The sequence below is a fragment of the Marinobacterium arenosum genome (assembly GCF_019795155.1).
Lineage (GTDB): Bacteria > Pseudomonadota > Gammaproteobacteria > Pseudomonadales > Balneatricaceae > Marinobacterium_C > Marinobacterium_C arenosum.
The window spans coordinates 36,716-55,735 of record NZ_JAILYN010000002.1 but is presented as its reverse complement, the minus strand read 5'-3'; the positions used below and the strand labels follow the sequence as shown (position 1 = coordinate 55,735).

Below are 19,020 nucleotides of genomic sequence, written 5' to 3'. Positions count from 1 at the left end.
TATTTGTATAAACGTTCGTTTTCTGGTTGGTGTTTAGTTTCGTCCCGGATTTGGAGCAAACAAAGCGCGGCTTCTAACCAAAGTAGTGCTGGTGGTGTTACTTTGGGCTAGCGATTTTCATAAAAATTTAGCAGAATCAAGAGGATGGACACGTGGGCAGTGATTGTTCCGCATATAGCTGGTATGCAAATGCAGCATTGTACGAAAGCCGGACTAAGAGATGTTAATATTTTTCTATATCAAGAATATGACTTTACCTGTGATCGGGGGTTATTAATAATAATGGATGAATTTAAAATAGATTCGTCATCTTTGCCCGGGCTATATAGATCTGCAGATCAAGCCTCTCTTTATGCGCAAAGTGCCTACTTTTGGGGATTAAGGTGGTATCTTTTGCTACTCATTGGTGCTGCATTTATTTCGTATAGTCGCCCGAGTGATATTGTGGGTGCGCTGATATCTTCAATTTTGTTCCTTGTTACGCTCGGTATACTTATATACATACGTGTGAAAAGACCTGATGATATCTGGTATAACGGAAGAGCCGTTGCTGAATCTGTAAAAACTAGATCTTGGCGTTGGATGATGAGAGCGGGTACTTACGGTGATTCTGAAAATATTGAAGTGGTTTCAAAGAGGTTTGTTGACGATCTGAAAGCTGTGTTAGATCAAAATAAAAGCCTTTCGCATTCTCTGCAAACTAGTATATTAAGTGATCCAATATCCGAAACAATGAAAGAAGTTAGAGCTTTGACGGTGTATGAACGATTAAAGATATATGTGGAGCACCGAATTATAGATCAAGCTAATTGGTATTGGTTTAAATCTGCGTTTAACAAGCGACGAGCCAAACAATGTTTTTGGGTCTCTGTGGTATTGCATGTCTTGGCAATAATAATGTTGCTGTGCAGAGTAAAAGACCCATCTCTTTCGCTTCCTGTAGAAGTGGTGGCAACTGCGGCAGGAGCTGCTTTAACTTGGTTGCAGGCTAAAAAATATAATGAACTGAATTCTGCATATGCTTTGGCTGCACATGAGGTTATCCTAATAAAAGAAGAGTCAAATTATGTTAGTAGTGAAAAGCAATTATCTGAATATGTTATTAATAGTGAAGCGGCCTTTTCACGAGAGCACACCCAATGGACGGCTAGAAAAATGGGTTAGTGTACAGATTGATGCTATTTTTAATAATGAGATAGGGTGAAAAAAGTCTTGTATAAAATTTTATCAAGTAGATGTTTTATGAATTAAGTGAAGTATCTTTTTTAGTGGTAGGTTTTGTTGGTTGGGGTGAAATTGTCTTTTCTTTGAGCGGTCTCTCTATAAGGAAGATGGGAATGACTAAGAAAGTATTTATAAGCTATTCGCATAAGGATGAAGCTTTTCGTGATGCCCTTGATGAGCACTTGTCCAGTCTTAGAATTAATGGAATCATAAATGATTGGCATGATAGAAAGATAGTGCCGGGACAAGATTGGGATAGTGAAATCTCAAAAAATTTACAAGAGTCAGAGGTTATAATATTTCTTGTAAGTTCAAGCTTTCTTGCTTCAGGGTATTGCATGGAACTAGAAGCTAAGAAAGCAATGGAAATGCATGAAAATAGTAGTGCGATACTAATACCAATAGTTGTTAGAGCATGTGATTGGGCAGGACATGAATTCTCAAAATGTCAAGGCCTTCCAAAAGACACAAAACCTGTAGCATCATGGGATAATGAGGATGAAGCTTGGCTGGATGTAGTAAATGGTTTAAAAAAATATCTATCTAGCTTTAGTCCTATTCGTAGTATAAAAAATGTGCCTTCTAGCAGTGAAAAAATTTCACTTAATAGTCAGGTGTATGAGTGGCTCGATGATACAGAAGTTGTTCTCACTCATCGTAAAGTTGATAAAGTCAAACTGTCAGATATATATGTTACTATTGACTTTGCGGTTGAGGGAGAGGTGGCTAAAAATGAAATGTCGGTGGTTTCATCTTCTAGCTTGAAAAGAAAAAAAGGGTTTTATCTTGTGTCGGGCGAGGAACAACAAGGTAAAACTAGTCTTCTTAAGGATTTGTTTAAGTATTTTGCGCTTAGTAAGAAATTTGTTATTTATGTCGATGCAAAGGATATTAAAAGTTCTGACTTAAATCAAGTGATACAGCGTGCTGCTCGTGAACAGTATATCGGTCTGGAAGTCGAAGGTGCTTTAAAAGAATGCGAGATTATTTTCTTGCTGGACAATCTTGATGAAATAGGGCTGAATCAAAAATTTAGGTCTAGGTTTTTGAAGCAGGTTAATGATGAGCTTGGTCATGTTGTTATTACGTGTCATTCATCATTTTCGTATGTTACCACAGAAATTCCGGAACTTGATAATTATATTATTCTTGAGATGCTGGGGCTTGGACATCAACGTAGGGCCGAGCTTGTAGAGAAATGGATATCACTTGGAGTAGAAGAGTCCATTGATGATGAAGAACTCTATTCTAAGTGTGATGAGCTGAAGGAGCGATTGGATACAGTAATAAGAAAAAATATTGTACCGGCTAAACCGGTTTACGTTCTTATGCTTTTACAGATGTTTGAAGCGTATGCTCAGCAGAATCTAGACTTGACTTCTCACGGCCATTGTTATCAGCAGCTTGTTTATAAGTCTTTTGATCAAGCCAAAATTCCTCCATCTGAAATAAGTAAGTATATTAATGTTCTTACTGAGTTGTCATGGGAGATACATAAAAATGGTAAAGGGTTGAATGCTCATCAGCTGGATCGATTCTTTTTAGGTTATGGGAAAACATATTTGCCTGTAGATCAGAGTGATGTTGTTGATAGGCTTAGGAAAAGTTTAATATTGACTGATCGTGAATACAGGGTTGAGTTTAAATATCAATATTTGTTTTATTTTTTTGTTGCAAGAAAAATTGCAGAGTCTTATTCGACGGATAAATCTATTAGGGATGAAGTTCAGGAGTTATTGAGGAACCTTCACAGGGAAGACTATGCTAATATTCTTGTGTTTGTCAATCACCATACAAAGGAGTCTTGGGTTCTTGATGAAATAAAGGGAGTATTATCGGGGCTTTTTAATGATGATAGTCCCGCTGAATTATCTAAAAGCCAGCTTTCATTTATGGATGAGTTTATAGCTCAGATCCCTGAGCTTATAATTGAACAGCGGGAAATAAGAGAAGAGCGCGAGAAGCATAACAAGAAGCTTGACTTTGCTGAAAGGGAGAAGGTTGAAGTTGAAAGTGAAGATTTTGAGTCTCTTCACTTGTTGGCAAATATAAATAAAACATTTAAAGGCATGGAAATAGCGGGGCAAATTATAAGAAATAGGCATGCATCGCTGACTAGAGATAGCCTATATGATCTTGCAAGTCATGGTGCTCTTACCGGATTAAGGTTTTTGAATTACTTTATAAATATTTCAGATGTTGCTAAAAGTGAAATAATTAGAATAATTGAAAAAAGTTTAATGGAGCACCCAAATCTTACGGATGATGATATTCAAGCTTCTGCGAAAAACGCATATTTGCATCTCACCTATGGTGTGATTGATGGTGTGGTTAAGAAAATCGCAGCGTCTATAGGGTCGAAAGAAGCTGGACAAATATATGATCTGCTGGAGAGTAATGAAAATACGCCTGCAATAACTCTTTTGAAACAGGCTATTGAATTAAAATTTTCTAGGTCTTTGGATGTTCAAAAAATAGAGATGTCGACTAGAAAGTTAAAAGATAATCCTGTTTGTAGTAGAATATTAAAGGAGATGGTTATACAGCACATTTATATGTTTCCTGTGGATTATAAGGTTAAGCAGCAGCTTGCTAACTTGTTGTCTATATCTGTTCGTGGTCAGAGGTTGATGGATATTAAGAAGTTAGGTAAGGGGGCAATGATTTAGTACGGTTGTTTAGATTCTATATTGTTAGTTTAGGACGAATATGACCGATTATTTTCAGATCGATATCGGTTTGGGAACTAACATGACCGCGGAATGAAAGTGGCGCAACAAAGTGAGGGCAGATGAAATTTTCTGATCGTCTTCCAGTAACAACAGGGAGCTGGCGGTTGAAGTTGTCTCGATTCAACAGATTCTAATACCGGCATCAAGGCTGCGCTATGCTGCAGCCAACAGGTTTCTCGCCCTATGGTTGAATGACACGCAAGGAGTGCCCATTGGCTGCAGCAAATTTACTGGCGTTGATCGATGATATTGCCACCCTGCTGGACGATATCGCGGTGCTGTCCAAGGTCGCGGCGAAAAAGACCGCCGGGGTGCTCGGTGACGATCTGGCGCTGAACGCCGAGCAGGTCTCGGGCGTCAAGGCGGAGCGCGAGCTGCCGGTGATCTGGGCCGTTTTCAAGGGCTCGCTGATCAACAAGCTGATCCTGGTGCCGGCGGCATTGCTGATCTCCGCCGTGGCGCCCTGGCTGATTACCCCGTTGTTGATGATCGGCGGTGCCTATCTCTGTTTCGAGGGGTTCGAAAAGATTCTGCACAGCATCAGGCCCGACAGGGAGGCGCATCAACGCGAATTGGCGGCGATCGCCGACCCCAACGTGGACCTGGTGGCGTTCGAGAGGGCGAAAATAAAAGGTGCCATCCGTACCGATTTTATCCTGTCGGCGGAGATCGTGGTGATCGTTCTGGGGACCGTCCAGGCGGCGGCGTTCAGCCTTCAGGTGGCGACCGTTTCCAGCATCGCGTTGGCGATGACCGTGGGGGTGTATGCGCTGGTGGCGGGCATCGTAAAACTGGATGATGCCGGGCTTTATCTGGTTCGGACAGGCGCCGGGGTGAGGGCGGCGCTGGGCCGGTTCCTGCTGCGGTTGGCGCCCTGGCTGATGAAGGCATTGTCGGTGGTCGGTACCGCGGCGATGTTTCTGGTCGGCGGCGGTATTCTGGTGCACGGCGTGCCCGGCTCGCACGCGTTTTTTCACCATCTCTCTGAATCCGCCGGGGCGCTGCCGGCGATTGGTGTTGTCATTGGTGGATTGCTGCCGATGCTGATCAACGCCGCTATCGGCGTGCTGGCCGGTGCCCTGGTATTTGCGGCGGTGGAATATATCGTCCAGCCGTTATTGAGATTGCGTAGTTAAGCCGCCATACCAACGGACGAATCGTCCCTTGTCGGCCTGACAAACCCCCTGGTTGCTCGTATCATTCATCCCCTGTTTGAATACGGAGACACGGCATGTCTGATTCCCCTGTACGCCTGACCGAATACAGCCACGGTGCGGGCTGTGGTTGCAAGATTTCCCCCAAGGTATTGGACCAGATTCTGGTGTCGCAGCTGCAGCTGCCGGAGTCGCCCCAACTGCTGGTGGGCAACAGCAGCAAGGATGATGCTGCCGCCTACGATCTGGGCGACGGTCAGGTGGTGCTCAGTACCACCGATTTCTTCATGCCGATTGTAGATGATCCGTTCGATTTCGGGCGGATCGCCGCCACCAACGCGATCAGCGATATCTACGCGATGGGCGGCATGCCGCTGATGGCGATCGCCATCCTGGGCTGGCCGATCAACAAATTGCCGCCTGAGGTCGCCCGGCAGGTGGTCGACGGCGGCCGCCGCGCCTGTGCCGATGCCGGCATTCCTCTGGCCGGCGGTCACAGCATCGATGCGCCGGAGCCGATCTTCGGCTTGGCGGTGACCGGCCTGACCAGCCGCGAACAGCTCAAGCAGAACGACCGCGCCCAGGCCGGCGACCGGCTCTACCTGACCAAGCCGCTCGGCATCGGCATTCTGACCACCGCCCAGAAGCAGAAGAAATTGCAGGCCGAACATACCCACTTGGCACGCGACATCATGTGCCAACTGAACAGCGTCGGTGCCCGGGTGTCCGCGCTCGAGGGGGTCAATGCGATCACCGATGTGACCGGCTTCGGCCTGATGGGCCATCTGCTCGAGGTGTGCGAAGGCAGCGGGCTGCAGGCGCGGGTGGATGCATCTGCCGTGCCGCTGATTCCGGAAGCGGTGGCCTATCTGCAGCAGGGCTGCGTACCGGGCGGCACCGGTCGCAACCTGGACAGCTACGGCCATAAGCTGGCGCCGATGGCACCGCACCTGCAGCAGCTGCTGTGTGACCCGCAGACCAGCGGTGGCCTGCTGATCGCGGTGCGGCCTGCGATGGCCGCCGCGCTGGAGACGTTGCTGGCCGAGCAGGGTGTTTGCCACCGCAGTATCGGTGAATTGCAGCCGGCGGATGGCGAGCATCGGGTGCAGGTGACCGGTGAGGTGGCACTGTGAGCCGTCCCGATAGCGGCGAGTTTCTGTCGATCTTCCTGAACGACATCCCGCTGATCGACACCCGCGCGCCGGTGGAGTTCGACAAGGGCGCCCTGCCAACCAGTCACAGCCTGCCACTGATGACCAACGAGGAGCGGGCGCAGGTCGGCACCTGCTACAAGCAGCAGGGCCAGCAGGCGGCGATCGAGCTGGGCCATCGGCTGGTCAGCGGCCAGATAAAGGAACAGCTGGTCGCTCGCTGGGTCGAGTTCGCCAATCAGCATCCGCAAGGTTACCTCTACTGCTGGCGCGGCGGGTTGCGCAGCCAGATCTGCCAGCAGTGGATGCGCGAGGCGGGCTGCGATTATCCGCGCATCACCGGCGGTTACAAGGCGATGCGTCGCTTCCTGATCGACGCCTTCGAGCGGATCTGCGCCGAGCAGCCGATGTTGCTGCTGGGCGGCCGTACCGGCTGCAACAAGACCCAAATGATCGAAGAGTTGCCGCAGGCGGTCGATCTGGAAGGACTGGCGCACCATCGCGGCTCCAGCTTCGGTCGTCGTCCCGGCGGCCAGCCGACTCAGCTCAATTTCGAGAATGCCTTGGCGGTCGACTTGCTGAAGGCGGAACACCAGCCGGCGGTGCGTGCCGGCCAGCCGATCCTGCTGGAGGACGAAGGGCGTCTGGTGGGGCGTTGTGCACTGCCGTTGCAACTGCAGAAGGCGATGGCGCGTAGCCCGATCGTGCTGCTGGAGGTGCCGCTGGATGAGCGAATCGAACACAGCTACCGCAACTACATTCTGCATAAGCTGGCCGAGTGGCAGCAGCAACTGGGCGAGGCGGCGGGCTTCGAGGCGTTCGCCGATGACCTGAGCCAGTCGCTGTACCGGGTGCGCAAGCGATTGGGTGGCGTGCGGTATCGCGATATCGGCGAACTGCTGGTGCGGGCACTCGCGGCCCACCGCGATGGCAGGCCGGCGCTGCACCGCGACTGGATACGCAGGCTGCTGGTCGACTACTACGACCCGATGTACGACTACCAGCTGAGCAAGCGGGCGGAGCGGATCGTTTTCCGGGGCGACCGGGCCGCGGTGCGCGATATTCTGTCTTCAAAAACCGGCTTTTTAAAAAGTAAAACTGACTGAACCTGACTGAAAGAAGCAAGGAGCTTTTTATGTCTTTCCTGCGTCGTTTTCTGGCCCTGGCACTGCTGCTGCCGGCACTGGCCCGGGCCGATACCTTCGTGTTCACCGCCATTCCGGACGAGGACGAATCCCGCCTGCAACAGCGCTTCGGCAAGGTGGCCGACTACCTGAGCGACCGGCTCGGCGTGGAGGTGCAGTACATCCCGGTCAAGTCCTATGCCGCGGCGATCACCGCGTTCCGCAACAACCAGGTGCAGCTGGCCTGGTTCGGCGGCCTGTCCGGCGTGCAGGCGCGCCGCCTGGTACCCGGCTCCGAAGCGTTGGCACAGGGCTACGAAGACCAGTTCTTTAAAACCTATTTCATCGCCCACGCCAGTGCCGGGGTCGAGCCGGCTGACCAACTGAGCGACTCACTTCGGGGCAAGACCTTCACCTTCGGCTCCAAGGGCTCCACGTCGGGCCGGTTGATGCCGGAGTTCCATCTGCGCGAACAGTTCGGCGAAGCGCCGCAGAAGATCTTCTCGCGGGTCGGCTTCTCCGGCGACCATAGCCGCACCATCGCCCAGGTGCAGTCCGGCGCCTACCAGATTGGCGCGGTGAACTACAGCGTCTGGGAAAGTGAGCTGGCGCAGGGCAAGATCGACCCGGACAAGGTGCGGGTGATCTGGACCACGCCGAGCTATCCGGATTACCAGTGGACCATCCGTGGCGATGTGGACGGCCGTTTCGGTGACGGTTTCAAGGAGCGGGTGCGCAGGGCGATGCTGGAGTTGAACGATCCCGAGCTGCTGGCCAGCTTCCCGCGTCAGCGCTTCGTGCCGGCCAGCAACAGCGACTATGCGCCGATCGAAGCGACCGCCAAGGCGATCGGCCTGCTGGATGACTGATCGCACCGGCAGTTCCGCCGTGCTGTTCCAGCTGGCCCGGCAGTCGTTGAGTTACGGCGAGCAGCGGGTGCTGGACGATATCACTCTGACCATCCGGCATGGCGAGAAGGTGGCGCTGCTCGGACCCTCCGGGGCGGGCAAGTCGACACTGCTGAACCTGCTCTACCGGCAGCAACCGGAATGCAGCGCGTGGCAACCGCAGGGCGGCGGGCTGGTCGACCTGCTGTCGGTCTACCAGAACATTTTTATCGGCGCGCTGGACCGGGTCGGCAGCCTGCCGGCGTTGTGGAATTTGCTGTGTCCGCTGCCGGCCCACCGCCGGGCGATCGAAGCACTGGCCCAGCTGTTGGGGCTGCAGGAGAAACTCTGGCAGTCGGCGGACAGGCTGTCCGGCGGCCAACGGCAGCGGGTCGCCATCGGCCGCGCTCTCTACCGCCAGCAGCCGGTGTTCCTCGGTGACGAGCCGGTGTCTTCGGTGGACCCGCTGCAGGCCGAGGCGCTGCTCAAGCATCTGCTCGAAAAGCACGAGACCGCCGTGGTCAGCCTGCATAACCGCCAGCTGGCACTGGATCATTTCGACCGGGTCGTGGTACTGCGCGATGGCCGCATCTGCTGCGATTGCCCGGCCAGTGAGCTGAACGCCGCGCGACTCGACGAGTTCTATCAGCAGCCAGACTCACCGGCCTACGAGCGACCGGAACCGGCCAGCGAAGGCTGGGTGATCCGTACCTCATGATTGCGCTGAGCGGCCTGCTACCCAGCCGGGGTTCCAGCGCACGTACGCTGAACGGCGTCTGCCTGCTGATGATCGGCGGCGCGCTGCTGGCGCTGATCGGCGCCGATATCCAGCTCTACTCGGTGGATCCCTGGCAGGAATTGTCGCGCATCGGCCTGGGGCTGCTGCAGCCGGGCTGGCGCGATTTTCCGACCCTGCTGGAGGCGGTGGGGCAGACCGTTGCCTTTGCGCTGCTGGCGGTGGCCCTGGCCGCGCCGCTGGGGCTGTTGCTGGCGACGGTCTTCCACTGGCTGCCGGTTCGGCTGCTCTGTGCGGCGCTGCGTTCGGTGCACGAGCTGTTCTGGGGGCTGATCTTCATGCAGCTCTATGGGCTCAGCGCCACCACCGGGCTGCTGGCGATCCTGGTGCCCTTTACCGGGGTGTTCGCCAAGGTGTTCGCCGAGATCTTCGAGCAGCAATCGCCGGAGCCTGCGCGGACGGTGCCGCCCGCCGCCGGGGGGCTGAAGCGACACCTGTATACCCTGATCCCCCAGTCCTGGCCGGCGCTGGTCAGCTACACCCGCTACCGGTTCGAATGCGCGTTGCGCTCCAGTGCGATTCTCGGTTTCATCGGCCTGCCGACGCTGGGCTTTCATCTGGAGACCGCCTTCAAGCAGGGCCAGTACAGCGAAGCCGGTGCGTTGCTCTGGGCCTTCCTGCTGCTGATCGCCAGCATCCGTTTCTGGCTGCGGCCACGGCTGATTCCGCTCTATCTGCTGGCAGCGCTCTGGCTGCTGCCGGAAACGATCGGTTTCAGCAACGGCGGCTACCTGTGGCAGTTCATCAGCAGCGATATCTGGCCGGCGGCAGTGCGGGCAGGGGAGTGGGGAGCGGCGCTGGACTGGTACGCCATGATGTTCAACGAACAGCTCTGGCCGGGACTGGTGCAGACCCTGCTGCTGACCCAGATCGCCCTGGTATTGAGCGGGGTCGTGGTGCTGGCCACCTATCCGTTCGCCAGCCGCGCGCTGGCCGGGCCGGTGCTGCGCTGGCCTGGCCGCTTCCTGCTGCTGGTGCTGCGCTCGACGCCGGAGATGGTGCTGGCGTTTGTGTTCCTACTGCTGTTCGGCCCGTCCGGGCTGCCGGCGGTACTGGCGCTGGCACTGCACAACGGCGGCCTGATCGCCTTCCTGGTGGCCAACGACAGCGATGCCGAGCGCAACGGCCCGCATGCCCGTCCGGACGACCCTAAAGGCCTGATGCGCTATGCCTATATCGAAACGCCGCGCCGCTTCCCGGCGCTGCTGGCGCTGCTGTTCTACCGCTGGGAGGTGATCCTGCGCGAGAGCGCCATCATGGGGATTCTGGGCATCGCCACGCTGGGCTTCTATATCGACTCGGCGTTCGAAGAGATCCGCTACGACCGTGCCTTCCTGCTGATCGCGGTGACCGCGCTATTGAATATGCTGGTCGACAGCCTATCGCGCCGCTTGCGGCGGTTGGCGCGAAGCGATCGGGCGGGGCTGTTGTCACGCCGCCATTGAAGGGCGGTAACCCGAGGCTGCTAACGTCATCGGCGTCAATGCGTTGGTTAACGCGAGTAAAGGGGGTTAACTGTTGGTATGAGGATTCTGGGATGAAAGGTCGGCGGCTTATCACGTCTGTAATCTATCTTGTCTTGATGGCCGCTGGCGCTCAGGTACAAGCATCGAGTGCAGTCGGTTATCAGGCCAGGGAGGTCCATGTAGCTGACCGAGGGGCGGCTATCAATGTCGATATCTGGTATCCGACAGCAGCGGAAACGCCTGTTGAGGAGATTTTAGGCAACAAGATCTTTCAAGGTGTGCCCGCCAGGAAAGGCGCGGATATGGCCGGCGGCAAGTATCCGCTGGTACTGCTGGCTCATGGCGGGCTGCGATCCGCGCCACGGATGGGTGGCTGGATTTCGGCTAACCTGGCATCGAGGGGATATATCGTGGTGGTGCCGCATCCGCCGCACTTAACCGACAACGATGCGGGCCTTGCCGTCAGCGAGCCATGGAAGCGCCCGAACGATCTGCGCAGTGCATTGGCCGAGCTTGTGCAGGACCCGGCGTTTGGCGGTCATATTGACGGTGACAGGGTCGGGGTCGTGGGGTTCTTCATCGGCGGAACTTCGGCGCTTGCATTGGCCGGCGCCCGGCTCGATCCGGATAAATACCGGCGATTATGCGAAAGTGACGCGTTGGCGATGGACTGCGCCTGGTTCGAGAAAAATGGTGTGGACCTGCACCGGATCGACTTTGCAAATTTTAAGGTGCCAATAAACGACAGCCGCATCAAGGTGGTGGTGGCGATCGATCCTGAACTGGGTCATGTATTTACCCCCGCAAGTTTGTCGGCAATAGAAACTCCGGTCAGCATCATCAACCTGGGCGGGAAAAAGGAGATAAACCTGGCACTGGATAGCGCGGGTTTGGCAGCTTCGATACCGATGTCCGGTTATCGGCGTGTGCCTGAGGCAACGCCATTCAGCGCTTTCAGCCTGTGTAAAAAGAGAGGGCTGAAAATTCTGCGGGCGTTAGGCGAGGACCAGCGCCTCTGTCAGGATCAGGCTGAGCGGTCGCGCGCGGAAATTCACTCTGAGCTGGCCGATATGATCGCCGGCTCGCTTGAAAAATATCTGCAGCCTCCTGTGCAAAACATCGACGGGGCAAGTTCGCCATAACAAGTTGGTAACGAGAACCGGAGCAGGCCGTCATGTCGGTCGGCACGGTTGGTTGGCGTGAATTTGGCGAACCCCTGCGTATCGACAATGCCCGCCTGTTCTTATTAAGAAGTATTCTTATTCGCACTGCTCTAATCTACAATGCCAGCGCTTCTTTAATTGCGTCCTGATAGCTCCGCACTGCGTTCTCTTCACTGATAAGGAAAATCATCTTGCGTTATCTGGTTTTGGTTACTGCCCTCTGGGCAGTCTCGTTCAGTCTGATCGGCGTCTACCTCGCCGGTCGTGTCGACAGCTATTTCGCGGTAATGACCCGCATTATCCTGGCCGGGCTGATCTTCCTGCCCTTTACCCGCTGGAGTGGCCTGCCCGGACAGCTGAAAGGCGGCATCGCCCTGGTGGGCAGCCTGCAGTTCGGCGTTACTTACGTCTGCCTGTACCAGTCGTTCCTGTACCTCACCGTACCCGAGGTGCTGCTGTTCACCATCTTCACGCCGCTGTATGTCACCCTGATCGATGATGCATTGAACCGCCGCTTCTCGCCGGCACCGCTGATAGCCACGGCGATCGCCGTGTTGGGGGCAGGGGTGATCCGCTACGACGGCCTGAGCGACGACTTCCTGACCGGCTTCCTGCTGCTGCAGGTGGCGAATATGGCGTTTGCCGCCGGACAGGTCGGTTATGCCAACCTGGTTAAGCGCTATCCGGTAGATCTACCGGCCTGGCGTTCGTTCGGCTATTTCTTCCTTGGCGCACTCTGCGTAGTGCTGCCGGCTTATCTGCTGCTGGGCAATCCGGATAAATTGCCGTCTACGGTTTTGCAGTGGAGCGTACTGGGCTGGCTGGGCGTGGTCGCCTCCGGCGCCGGTTTCTACCTGTGGAACAAGGGTGCCTGCCAGGTGGATGCCGGCACATTGGGGATCATGAACAATGCGCTGGTACCGGCCGGCCTGATCGTGAATATCCTGATCTGGAACCGGGACGCGGATATCGTCCGGCTGCTGATCGGCGGTGCTATCATCGCCCTGTCGCTCTGGGTCAACGCCCGCTGGAACCGTTGGTTCCAGTTGTCCGCCAAGGCGGCGTAACGAGAATTGGATTGCAACGAAAAGGGCGGCTCATTTGGGTTGCCCTTTTCTGTTGGCTTCGATTTGCTATGGTGTAGATCCTGAATTGTATGGGATGCTGAGTTCACAAACCTTAAGGATCAGGGCGCTATGAAAAGGATGTTCATTACTCTTCTGTTTTCTTCAGTACTGCTTGCCGGTTGCGCCGCGACCGGGCCGCAAAGTCAAAGAACCCATACCGTAGCAGGAATCGACGGCGTCGCTTGCGTCGGCCAGGTGATGTCGCCGCCGGGCGGATTTGTCGAAGTGATGGACCCTCCACTGTTGGAAAAAGCGCTCGGCGTCAGCGGCAAGGGCGGCCTCTGCGAGGGGCGGGTCTTCGAGGCGGCTGAACCGGTCGCGGTCTACCGGGTCTGGAACAGCGACAAGAGCTATACCTTGTACGGCGGCTGGTGGTCATTCGAACCACCGCACGGAACTAAGGCGCAATATCGCGAAGCCAACGCGATCTGCCCGTCATGGAGTACCCTGGACCGCGTCAGCCGCTGCACCTTGAAGGTCGGCAGCAGGGTGGTGGTTGGCCCGGGCCAGAGCGCCCAGTGCCAGGATTTCAGCTATGCCAAGTCCGCCGTCAACCAAGTGTATATTCCCAACGATGCCCGGAACGATCTTGTCTATGTGAAGGATTGTGATGAGTTGCGCCAGGATAATTGGACCGTGCATTGAAACGTGGAGAAGATGATATTGGAAGTCGCAATACTCAATGTAAAACCCGGCAAGGAAGCCGATTTTGAGCAAGCCTTCGGCAAGACTCAGGCGATTGTCTCAACCATGAAGGACTACCTATTGCACCATTTCTATGATTCTTTCCCCACCGTAGAGCGCTATACCTCTGTGTACGAAAATGCACACTAAGGTATTTATGAGGAGGCTGAGAGCCGCTACTAGTTATCCGGTTCCAGATTCAATCCTGTAAATGCGGACAAGCACCGGATTGCCGGACCATGCGGGGCGCGGCTCCCACTTCCCACTTCTCAGCGCTGGCACAAGGGCGCGATAACGACTTACTTTAATCCAATGGCCAGTCAGGCCGCACACCGACACGGTGGTCGGTAGCAGCCGGTTGGAGGCGCGCCCCGCGGCGATTATTCCACCGGTGCCGCTTTTGGCCGGCCTGAGTGGCCAAACAGCTCCTCTTTATAAATCTGCCATACTTCGCCACGGCCGATCGCCAGCAGCATTATCAGGCCGCCCGGCACCAGCACCAGGATCAGCAGCGGGCCCGCCACGTAGGAAAAGAACATCTGGTAGGGCAGGTACAGGCCGTAGCCCAGCATAAGTTTGATAAACGACTTCATAGAGATCTCTTCTTGATAAATGAGCGCGCTCAAAAAATAAATTGAGCGCGCTCATTAATCAAGAGCTTTCGCTGGCAAAGTGCGGTAGGCTTGCCGACAACGACTCAAACCAGCATTCGAAGGCCTCAGATACACACGATGGCGACCACCAAGCGACAGCTCACCCGCGAAAAAATTCTCAATGCCGCCTGGCATCTATTCAATCAGCAGGGCTATCAGGACACCAGTACCCGTCAGATCGCCCGCCAGGCCGGGGTGGCGGACGGTACCGTGTTCAGCCATTTCCCGACCAAACTGGAGATGCTGAAAGCCGGTATAGTGGCGCAGGTGGACAGGGTGTTGACCGAAGCGGAACAGCAGGATCCGGGCGGTTCTCCGGCTGAGCGGCTGCTGCACTATGCCGGTTATCTATACGGTTACTATGCCGACAACAGCGAGTTCAGCCGTGAACTGTTCAAGGAGACAATTTGGCAGCACGCGGAACTACAGCCGCAGATTGAGGTCTTCAAACAGCGCTTGATGGCCGATCGTCAGGACCCGGCCTATGCCGAGATCATGATCGACTGCTATTTCATGACGCTGCTGTACGGCCTGAACCAGCGCCAACCCAGTGCCAGCCGGATGCTGGAGCGCTTGCGGGAAAAATTGGCACGGCTGGGCGAGCCCAATGTCGTCAACGCCTGAGAGTGACTGTCATAAAGGAGGTAAGAACGGGATGAGCAAGGATATAGGGCTGACCCATGTGGCGCTGACGGCCAGCGATATCGCGGCCAGTGCCGATTTCTATGCGCGCTATGCGAACATGGCGGTGGTACACGAGCGTACCGATGAAGCCAGGGGCGTTCATGTGGTCTGGTTGTCGGATAGAACGCGGCCGTTCGTGCTGGTGCTGTCCCGATCGGATCAGCCGACTCCGATCCTGGGGCCGTTCGCCCATCTGGGCGTGGGGTGTACCAGCCGAGAGGAAGTGGATCGGCTGTGCGATCAGGCGCGGCAGGAGGGGATTCTGGCCAAGGAACCTGTCGATTCGGGTTACCCGATCGGTTACTGGGCGTTTATCCGCGACCCGGATGGCCACACGCTGGAACTGTCCTATGGCCAGGAGGTCGGTTTGACGGTTGAGCGATCAGAGTAAATGGAACAAACCGAACCGGCCGGTAAAGAGATGATGGCCGCCGAAAATACGGGACGTTGAATTGACGGAGATTGCTGTGTCCCACTTCCTGCTGTCACAGATTCTGGTCGCCATCGCGATCTGTTTCGATCTGCTGTCGTTCCAGTTCAAGGAACGCAAGCGCATTGTCGCGTGCCTGGCCTGTGCCGGGGTGCTGATCTCGTCGCACTTCGCGTTGCTGGAGCAGTGGACCGCGGCGGCGCTGATGTCGATCGCCACGGTGCGTTACCTGACCTCTGTGTTCACCACCTCCCGGTTGACGATGCTGCTGTTTGCGGCGGCCTCGGTTATCAGCACCCTGTTTACCTATGCCGGGCTGATCAGCCTGCTGAGCTGTAGCGGTTCGCTGTTGCAGACGGTGGCGGCGTTCCAGCGTGACGACAGGCGGTTGCGGTTGCTGATGATCGTCGGTACCAGTGTCTGGTTGCTGCACAATTACCTGGCCAATTCGCCGGTGGCGGTGGTGATGGAGGCGCTGTTTATCGGCAGTAACCTGGTGGGCTACTACCGTCACTATATTCGGCCGCAGCGCTCGGCAGTTTGAGCTGCTACGTTTATCGATCCATGCGTCGATGTTCAGATTTACTCGGATTCACAGTGTATCTGAATCAACCCAAGGCCCGATTTTAAGGCCCATTTCCCCATCCGACTTGCCTGCAAGGCATTGATTTATGGATACTACGCGCCATCCTTCCTGTTCGTTAGCGGCAAAACCGCTTTTCGTGCAGGCCGGCCGGGGAGTTCGGCCGGAATAACAATAGTTTTCCGGAGTATCAGTGATGAGTATCCGCACCCTTGCGAAAGCGGCCCTCGCCGCAGCTGTTCTGTCTTGCACCGCTGTTCAGGCGGAGCAGGTGCACGTGGCGACCACCGCGATTGTCGAGCACCCGGCGCTGGATTCGGTGCGCGACGGCATCAAGGCCAAGCTGGTCGAGGCTGGCTATACCGAAGACAAGATGAAATTCACCTACGAGAGCGCCCAGGGCAACCCGGCGATCGCGGCGCAGATCGCCCGCAAACTGGTCGGCGAGGCGCCGGACGTGATCGTGGCGATCGCTACCCCGTCGGCACAGGCGGCGGTCAGCGCGACTCAAGAGGTCCCGGTGGTGTTCTCGGTGGTGACCGATCCGCTGGGAGCCAAACTGGTCTCCAACCTGGAGCAGCCGGGCGGCAACGTCACCGGCCTGTCCGATATGCTGCCGGTGGCACAGCACCTGGCGCTGCTGAAGGAGATCGTCCCCTCGCTGAAGCAGCTGGGCGTGCCCTACAACCCGGGTGAGCCGAACGCGGTCTCCATCGTCGAGATGATGAAGATCGAAGGCGCCAAGATGGGTATCGAGATCGTCGAAGCGCCGGCGCCGAAATCCTCCGACGTGATGGTGGCCTGCCAGAAACTGGTCGGCAAGGTGCAGGCGATCTACACCCCGCTGGACAACACCATCATTACCGCGCTGGAGTCGGCGATCAAAGTGGGTATCGATGCCCAGATCCCGGTGTTCTCCGCCGATACCGATTCGGTGGAGCGTGGCTCCGTCGCGGCGCTGGGCTTCAACTACGCTGACCTGGGTCGCCAGACCGGCGAGATGGTACTGCGGGTGCTGAACGGCGAGCAGCCGGGCCAGATTCCGGTACAGATCGCCGAAGGCACCAACCTGTACGTGAACACCAAGACAGCCCGGATGATGGGGGTTGAGATCCCGGAGTCGGTGCTGTCGCGCGCCACCAAGGTGATCCAGTAATCAGTCATCCGTTTAGCGGTTGATCGAATCACGCCGCGTGGGTCCGTTTTTCGCAGCTCTCAAGTGGCGATAGGCGGGCCGCGCGGCGCGCTTTTTTGACGTTTTTAAACGTCGTATAGAGTTTTCAGGCGCTACTGCGTTTTATCAATCAGGAAGAGTGTATGTCCTTGTTTGCCTTTATGGGTACGCTGGAGATAGGGCTGGTCTATGGCCTGGTGGCCATCGGCGTCTATCTGACCTTCAGGGTGCTGGATTTCCCCGATCTGACCGTCGACGGCAGCTTCACGCTGGGCGCGGCGGTGGCGGCGTCGATGATCGTGACAGGTTTCAACCCCTATCTGGCGACCGGCTGTGCCGCGCTGGCCGGCGCGATGGCGGGCATGTGCACCGCCTGGTTGAACCTGCGTTTCAATATCCTGCACCTGCTGGCCAGTATCCTGACCATGACCGCGCTCTACACCATCAACCTGCGCATCATGGGCAAGCCCAACGTGGCGTTGATCATGGAGCCGACGGTGCTGAGTCCGTTCGAGGCGCTGGGCATTCCGGCGATGTACCTGAAGGTGATCTTCGTCGGTATCTGCGCGTTGCTGTTCGGCCTGCTGATCGCCTTCTTCCTGCAGACCCAGTACGGCCTGGCGATGCGTGCCACCGGCGCCAACAAGCGGATGGCGCAGGCCAATGGCATCGTCATCAAGGAGAAGATCTACGCCGGCCTGGCACTGTCCAATGCGCTGGTGGCGGTGGCCGGGGCGCTGTTCGCCCAGACCAACGGTTTCGCCGACTCCACCATGGGGATCGGTACCATCGTGGTCGGCCTGGCGGCGGTGATCGTCGGCGAATCGCTGATTGGCACCCGCAACATGTGGCTGATCGTGTTCAGCTGCATCATCGGCTCGCTGCTCTACCGGCTGGCGGTATCGATGGCGCTGAACGCCGACTTCCTCGGCTTTACCGCCTCCGATCTGAACCTGATCACCGCCGCACTGGTGGCGATTGCACTGGTGCTGCCGCAGCTGCGCCGTGAATGGAAGGCGCGTCAAGCGGCCCGGGAGGCGCAGTCATGATCCGTTGCGAAAACCTGCGGGTAACTTTCAACCCCGGCCTGCCGACCGAAAAGAAGGCGCTGCGTGGCGTCGATCTGGTGATCCCAGAAGGGGAGTTCGTCACCGTGATCGGCTCCAACGGCGCCGGCAAGTCGACCCTGCTGAACGCCATCGCCGGCGATATTCCCGCCTCCGGCGGCACCATCCTGTTCGGTGACAAGGACGTAACCAAGTTGCCGGCCACCGGCCGTACCCGCGACGTGGCGCGGGTATTCCAGGACCCGCTGGCCGGCACCTGCGGCAATATGACGGTCGAAGAAAACATGGCGCTGGCCTACGGGCGGGTGGAGCGGGGCAACCTGTCGTTCGCTCTGAACGACCGGCTGCGCGAGATCTTCCGTACCCAGTTGAAGCGGCTGAACCTCGGTTTGGAGAACCGCCTCGACGCCGAGATGGGATTGCTGTCCGGTGGCCAGCGCCAGTCGATCAGCCTGCTGATGTCGGCGTTGCAGCCGAGCAAGATCCTGCTGCTGGACGAGCATACCGCCGCGCTGGACCCGAAAACCGCCGCGCTGGTGATGGATATCACCAGCCAGATCGTTGCCGAGAAGAAGCTCACCGTGATGATGGTGACCCACTCGATGCGCCAGGCGCTGGATTACGGTACCCGCACGCTGATGCTGCATGAGGGTAAGGTGATCTTCGACCTGTCCGGCGAGGAGCGCAGGCAGTACCAGGTGAAGGATCTGCTGGCGCTGTTCGCCAAGGCGCGTGGCGACGGCGAGGAGCTGGACGACGACAAGCTGCTGCTGGGCAGCTGATAGTCTGCGCCAGGCAGACTGATGGCTCCAGAGTTGTTCGCTTTATTGGCCGGGGGATGGAGAGATCGGCTTGGCACTCTGCAACGCAGTCCCCCGGCAATAACGTAACGCTGTTCGGTTAAGTGGCAGGAACGGTGAC

General features: G+C 56.3%; 19 protein-coding genes. 18 read left to right on the top strand and 1 reads right to left on the bottom strand.

The genetic code is table 11. From position 1 onward, the window contains the following. Window positions 1–144 precede the first annotated feature (144 nt). From K6T12_RS01215 to K6T12_RS01160, 12 genes are all read left to right on the top strand, one after another. On the top strand, window positions 145–1,164 hold the full coding sequence (locus K6T12_RS01215; protein WP_255611467.1) for a DUF4231 domain-containing protein: 1,020 nt from the start codon (window positions 145–147) through the stop codon (window positions 1,162–1,164). A 173-nt stretch (window positions 1,165–1,337) separates the two neighbouring features. Then, window positions 1,338–3,893, top strand: coding sequence for a toll/interleukin-1 receptor domain-containing protein (locus K6T12_RS01210; protein ID WP_222218641.1), 2,556 nt, complete (start codon window positions 1,338–1,340; stop codon window positions 3,891–3,893). A 275-nt stretch (window positions 3,894–4,168) separates the two neighbouring features. Continuing rightward, complete coding sequence (locus tag K6T12_RS01205; protein WP_222218639.1) at window positions 4,169–5,092, top strand: DUF808 domain-containing protein; 924 nt, start codon at window positions 4,169–4,171, stop codon at window positions 5,090–5,092. A gap of 95 nt (window positions 5,093–5,187) precedes the next feature. Next, window positions 5,188–6,243: a selenide, water dikinase SelD gene (gene selD, locus K6T12_RS01200; protein ID WP_222218637.1), complete on the top strand. Its 1,056-nt coding sequence runs from the start codon at window positions 5,188–5,190 to the stop codon at window positions 6,241–6,243. Beyond that, the gene (gene mnmH / locus K6T12_RS01195) at window positions 6,240–7,367 is read left to right on the top strand and encodes a tRNA 2-selenouridine(34) synthase MnmH (RefSeq protein WP_222218634.1); all 1,128 of its coding nucleotides are present in this window, start codon (window positions 6,240–6,242) and stop codon (window positions 7,365–7,367) included. Before selD ends, mnmH begins: the two co-directional genes overlap by 4 nt. Before the next feature lie 29 nt (window positions 7,368–7,396). Continuing rightward, window positions 7,397–8,254 carry a putative selenate ABC transporter substrate-binding protein gene (locus K6T12_RS01190; RefSeq protein ID WP_222218632.1) on the top strand — a complete coding sequence of 286 codons (858 nt, stop codon included), beginning with the start codon at window positions 7,397–7,399 and terminating at the stop codon, window positions 8,252–8,254. Continuing rightward, entirely contained in the window at window positions 8,247–8,990 is a 744-nt protein-coding gene (locus tag K6T12_RS01185; protein ID WP_255611466.1) for an ATP-binding cassette domain-containing protein, read from the top strand. The genes K6T12_RS01190 and K6T12_RS01185 overlap by 8 nt, the downstream gene beginning before the upstream one ends. Beyond that, complete coding sequence (locus tag K6T12_RS01180) at window positions 8,987–10,513, top strand: PhnE/PtxC family ABC transporter permease (RefSeq protein WP_255611465.1); 1,527 nt, start codon at window positions 8,987–8,989, stop codon at window positions 10,511–10,513. Before K6T12_RS01185 ends, K6T12_RS01180 begins: the two co-directional genes overlap by 4 nt. Before the next feature lie 92 nt (window positions 10,514–10,605). After that, the gene (locus K6T12_RS01175; protein WP_222218630.1) at window positions 10,606–11,676 is read left to right on the top strand and encodes an alpha/beta hydrolase family protein; all 1,071 of its coding nucleotides are present in this window, start codon (window positions 10,606–10,608) and stop codon (window positions 11,674–11,676) included. A gap of 212 nt (window positions 11,677–11,888) precedes the next feature. Further along, on the top strand, window positions 11,889–12,764 hold the full coding sequence (locus tag K6T12_RS01170) for a carboxylate/amino acid/amine transporter (RefSeq protein ID WP_222218628.1): 876 nt from the start codon (window positions 11,889–11,891) through the stop codon (window positions 12,762–12,764). Between the two features lie 129 nt (window positions 12,765–12,893). After that, window positions 12,894–13,469 (top strand): hypothetical protein, encoded by a 576-nt coding sequence (locus K6T12_RS01165; protein WP_255611464.1) that lies wholly within the window; start codon window positions 12,894–12,896, stop codon window positions 13,467–13,469. Between the two features lie 12 nt (window positions 13,470–13,481). Next, a complete protein-coding gene (locus K6T12_RS01160) occupies window positions 13,482–13,658 on the top strand; it encodes an antibiotic biosynthesis monooxygenase family protein (RefSeq protein WP_222218627.1) in 177 nt (58 codons plus the stop codon). Between the two features lie 230 nt (window positions 13,659–13,888). Here the strand turns inward: K6T12_RS01160 and K6T12_RS01155 are convergent, their stop codons facing one another. Then, window positions 13,889–14,101: a hypothetical protein gene (locus K6T12_RS01155; protein ID WP_222218625.1), complete on the bottom strand. Its 213-nt coding sequence runs from the start codon at window positions 14,099–14,101 to the stop codon at window positions 13,889–13,891. Window positions 14,102–14,239: 138 nt separating this feature from the next. On the opposite strand from K6T12_RS01155, the gene K6T12_RS01150 reads away from it, so the two are divergent. From K6T12_RS01150 to K6T12_RS01125, 6 genes are all read left to right on the top strand, one after another. Next, window positions 14,240–14,785, top strand: a complete 546-nt coding sequence (locus K6T12_RS01150) for a TetR/AcrR family transcriptional regulator (RefSeq protein WP_222218623.1) — start codon at window positions 14,240–14,242, stop codon at window positions 14,783–14,785. Window positions 14,786–14,816: 31 nt separating this feature from the next. Further along, a complete protein-coding gene (locus K6T12_RS01145) occupies window positions 14,817–15,236 on the top strand; it encodes a VOC family protein (protein ID WP_255611463.1) in 420 nt (139 codons plus the stop codon). Between the two features lie 76 nt (window positions 15,237–15,312). Further along, window positions 15,313–15,819: a YgjV family protein gene (locus K6T12_RS01140; protein WP_222218619.1), complete on the top strand. Its 507-nt coding sequence runs from the start codon at window positions 15,313–15,315 to the stop codon at window positions 15,817–15,819. Between the two features lie 235 nt (window positions 15,820–16,054). Further along, on the top strand, window positions 16,055–17,014 hold the full coding sequence (locus tag K6T12_RS01135) for an ABC transporter substrate-binding protein (protein ID WP_222218617.1): 960 nt from the start codon (window positions 16,055–16,057) through the stop codon (window positions 17,012–17,014). 161 nt (window positions 17,015–17,175) lie between these two features. Beyond that, window positions 17,176–18,081, top strand: a complete 906-nt coding sequence (locus K6T12_RS01130; RefSeq protein WP_222218615.1) for an ABC transporter permease — start codon at window positions 17,176–17,178, stop codon at window positions 18,079–18,081. Then, window positions 18,078–18,881, top strand: coding sequence for an ABC transporter ATP-binding protein (locus K6T12_RS01125; protein ID WP_222218613.1), 804 nt, complete (start codon window positions 18,078–18,080; stop codon window positions 18,879–18,881). The genes K6T12_RS01130 and K6T12_RS01125 overlap by 4 nt, the downstream gene beginning before the upstream one ends. Window positions 18,882–19,020 lie beyond the last annotated feature (139 nt).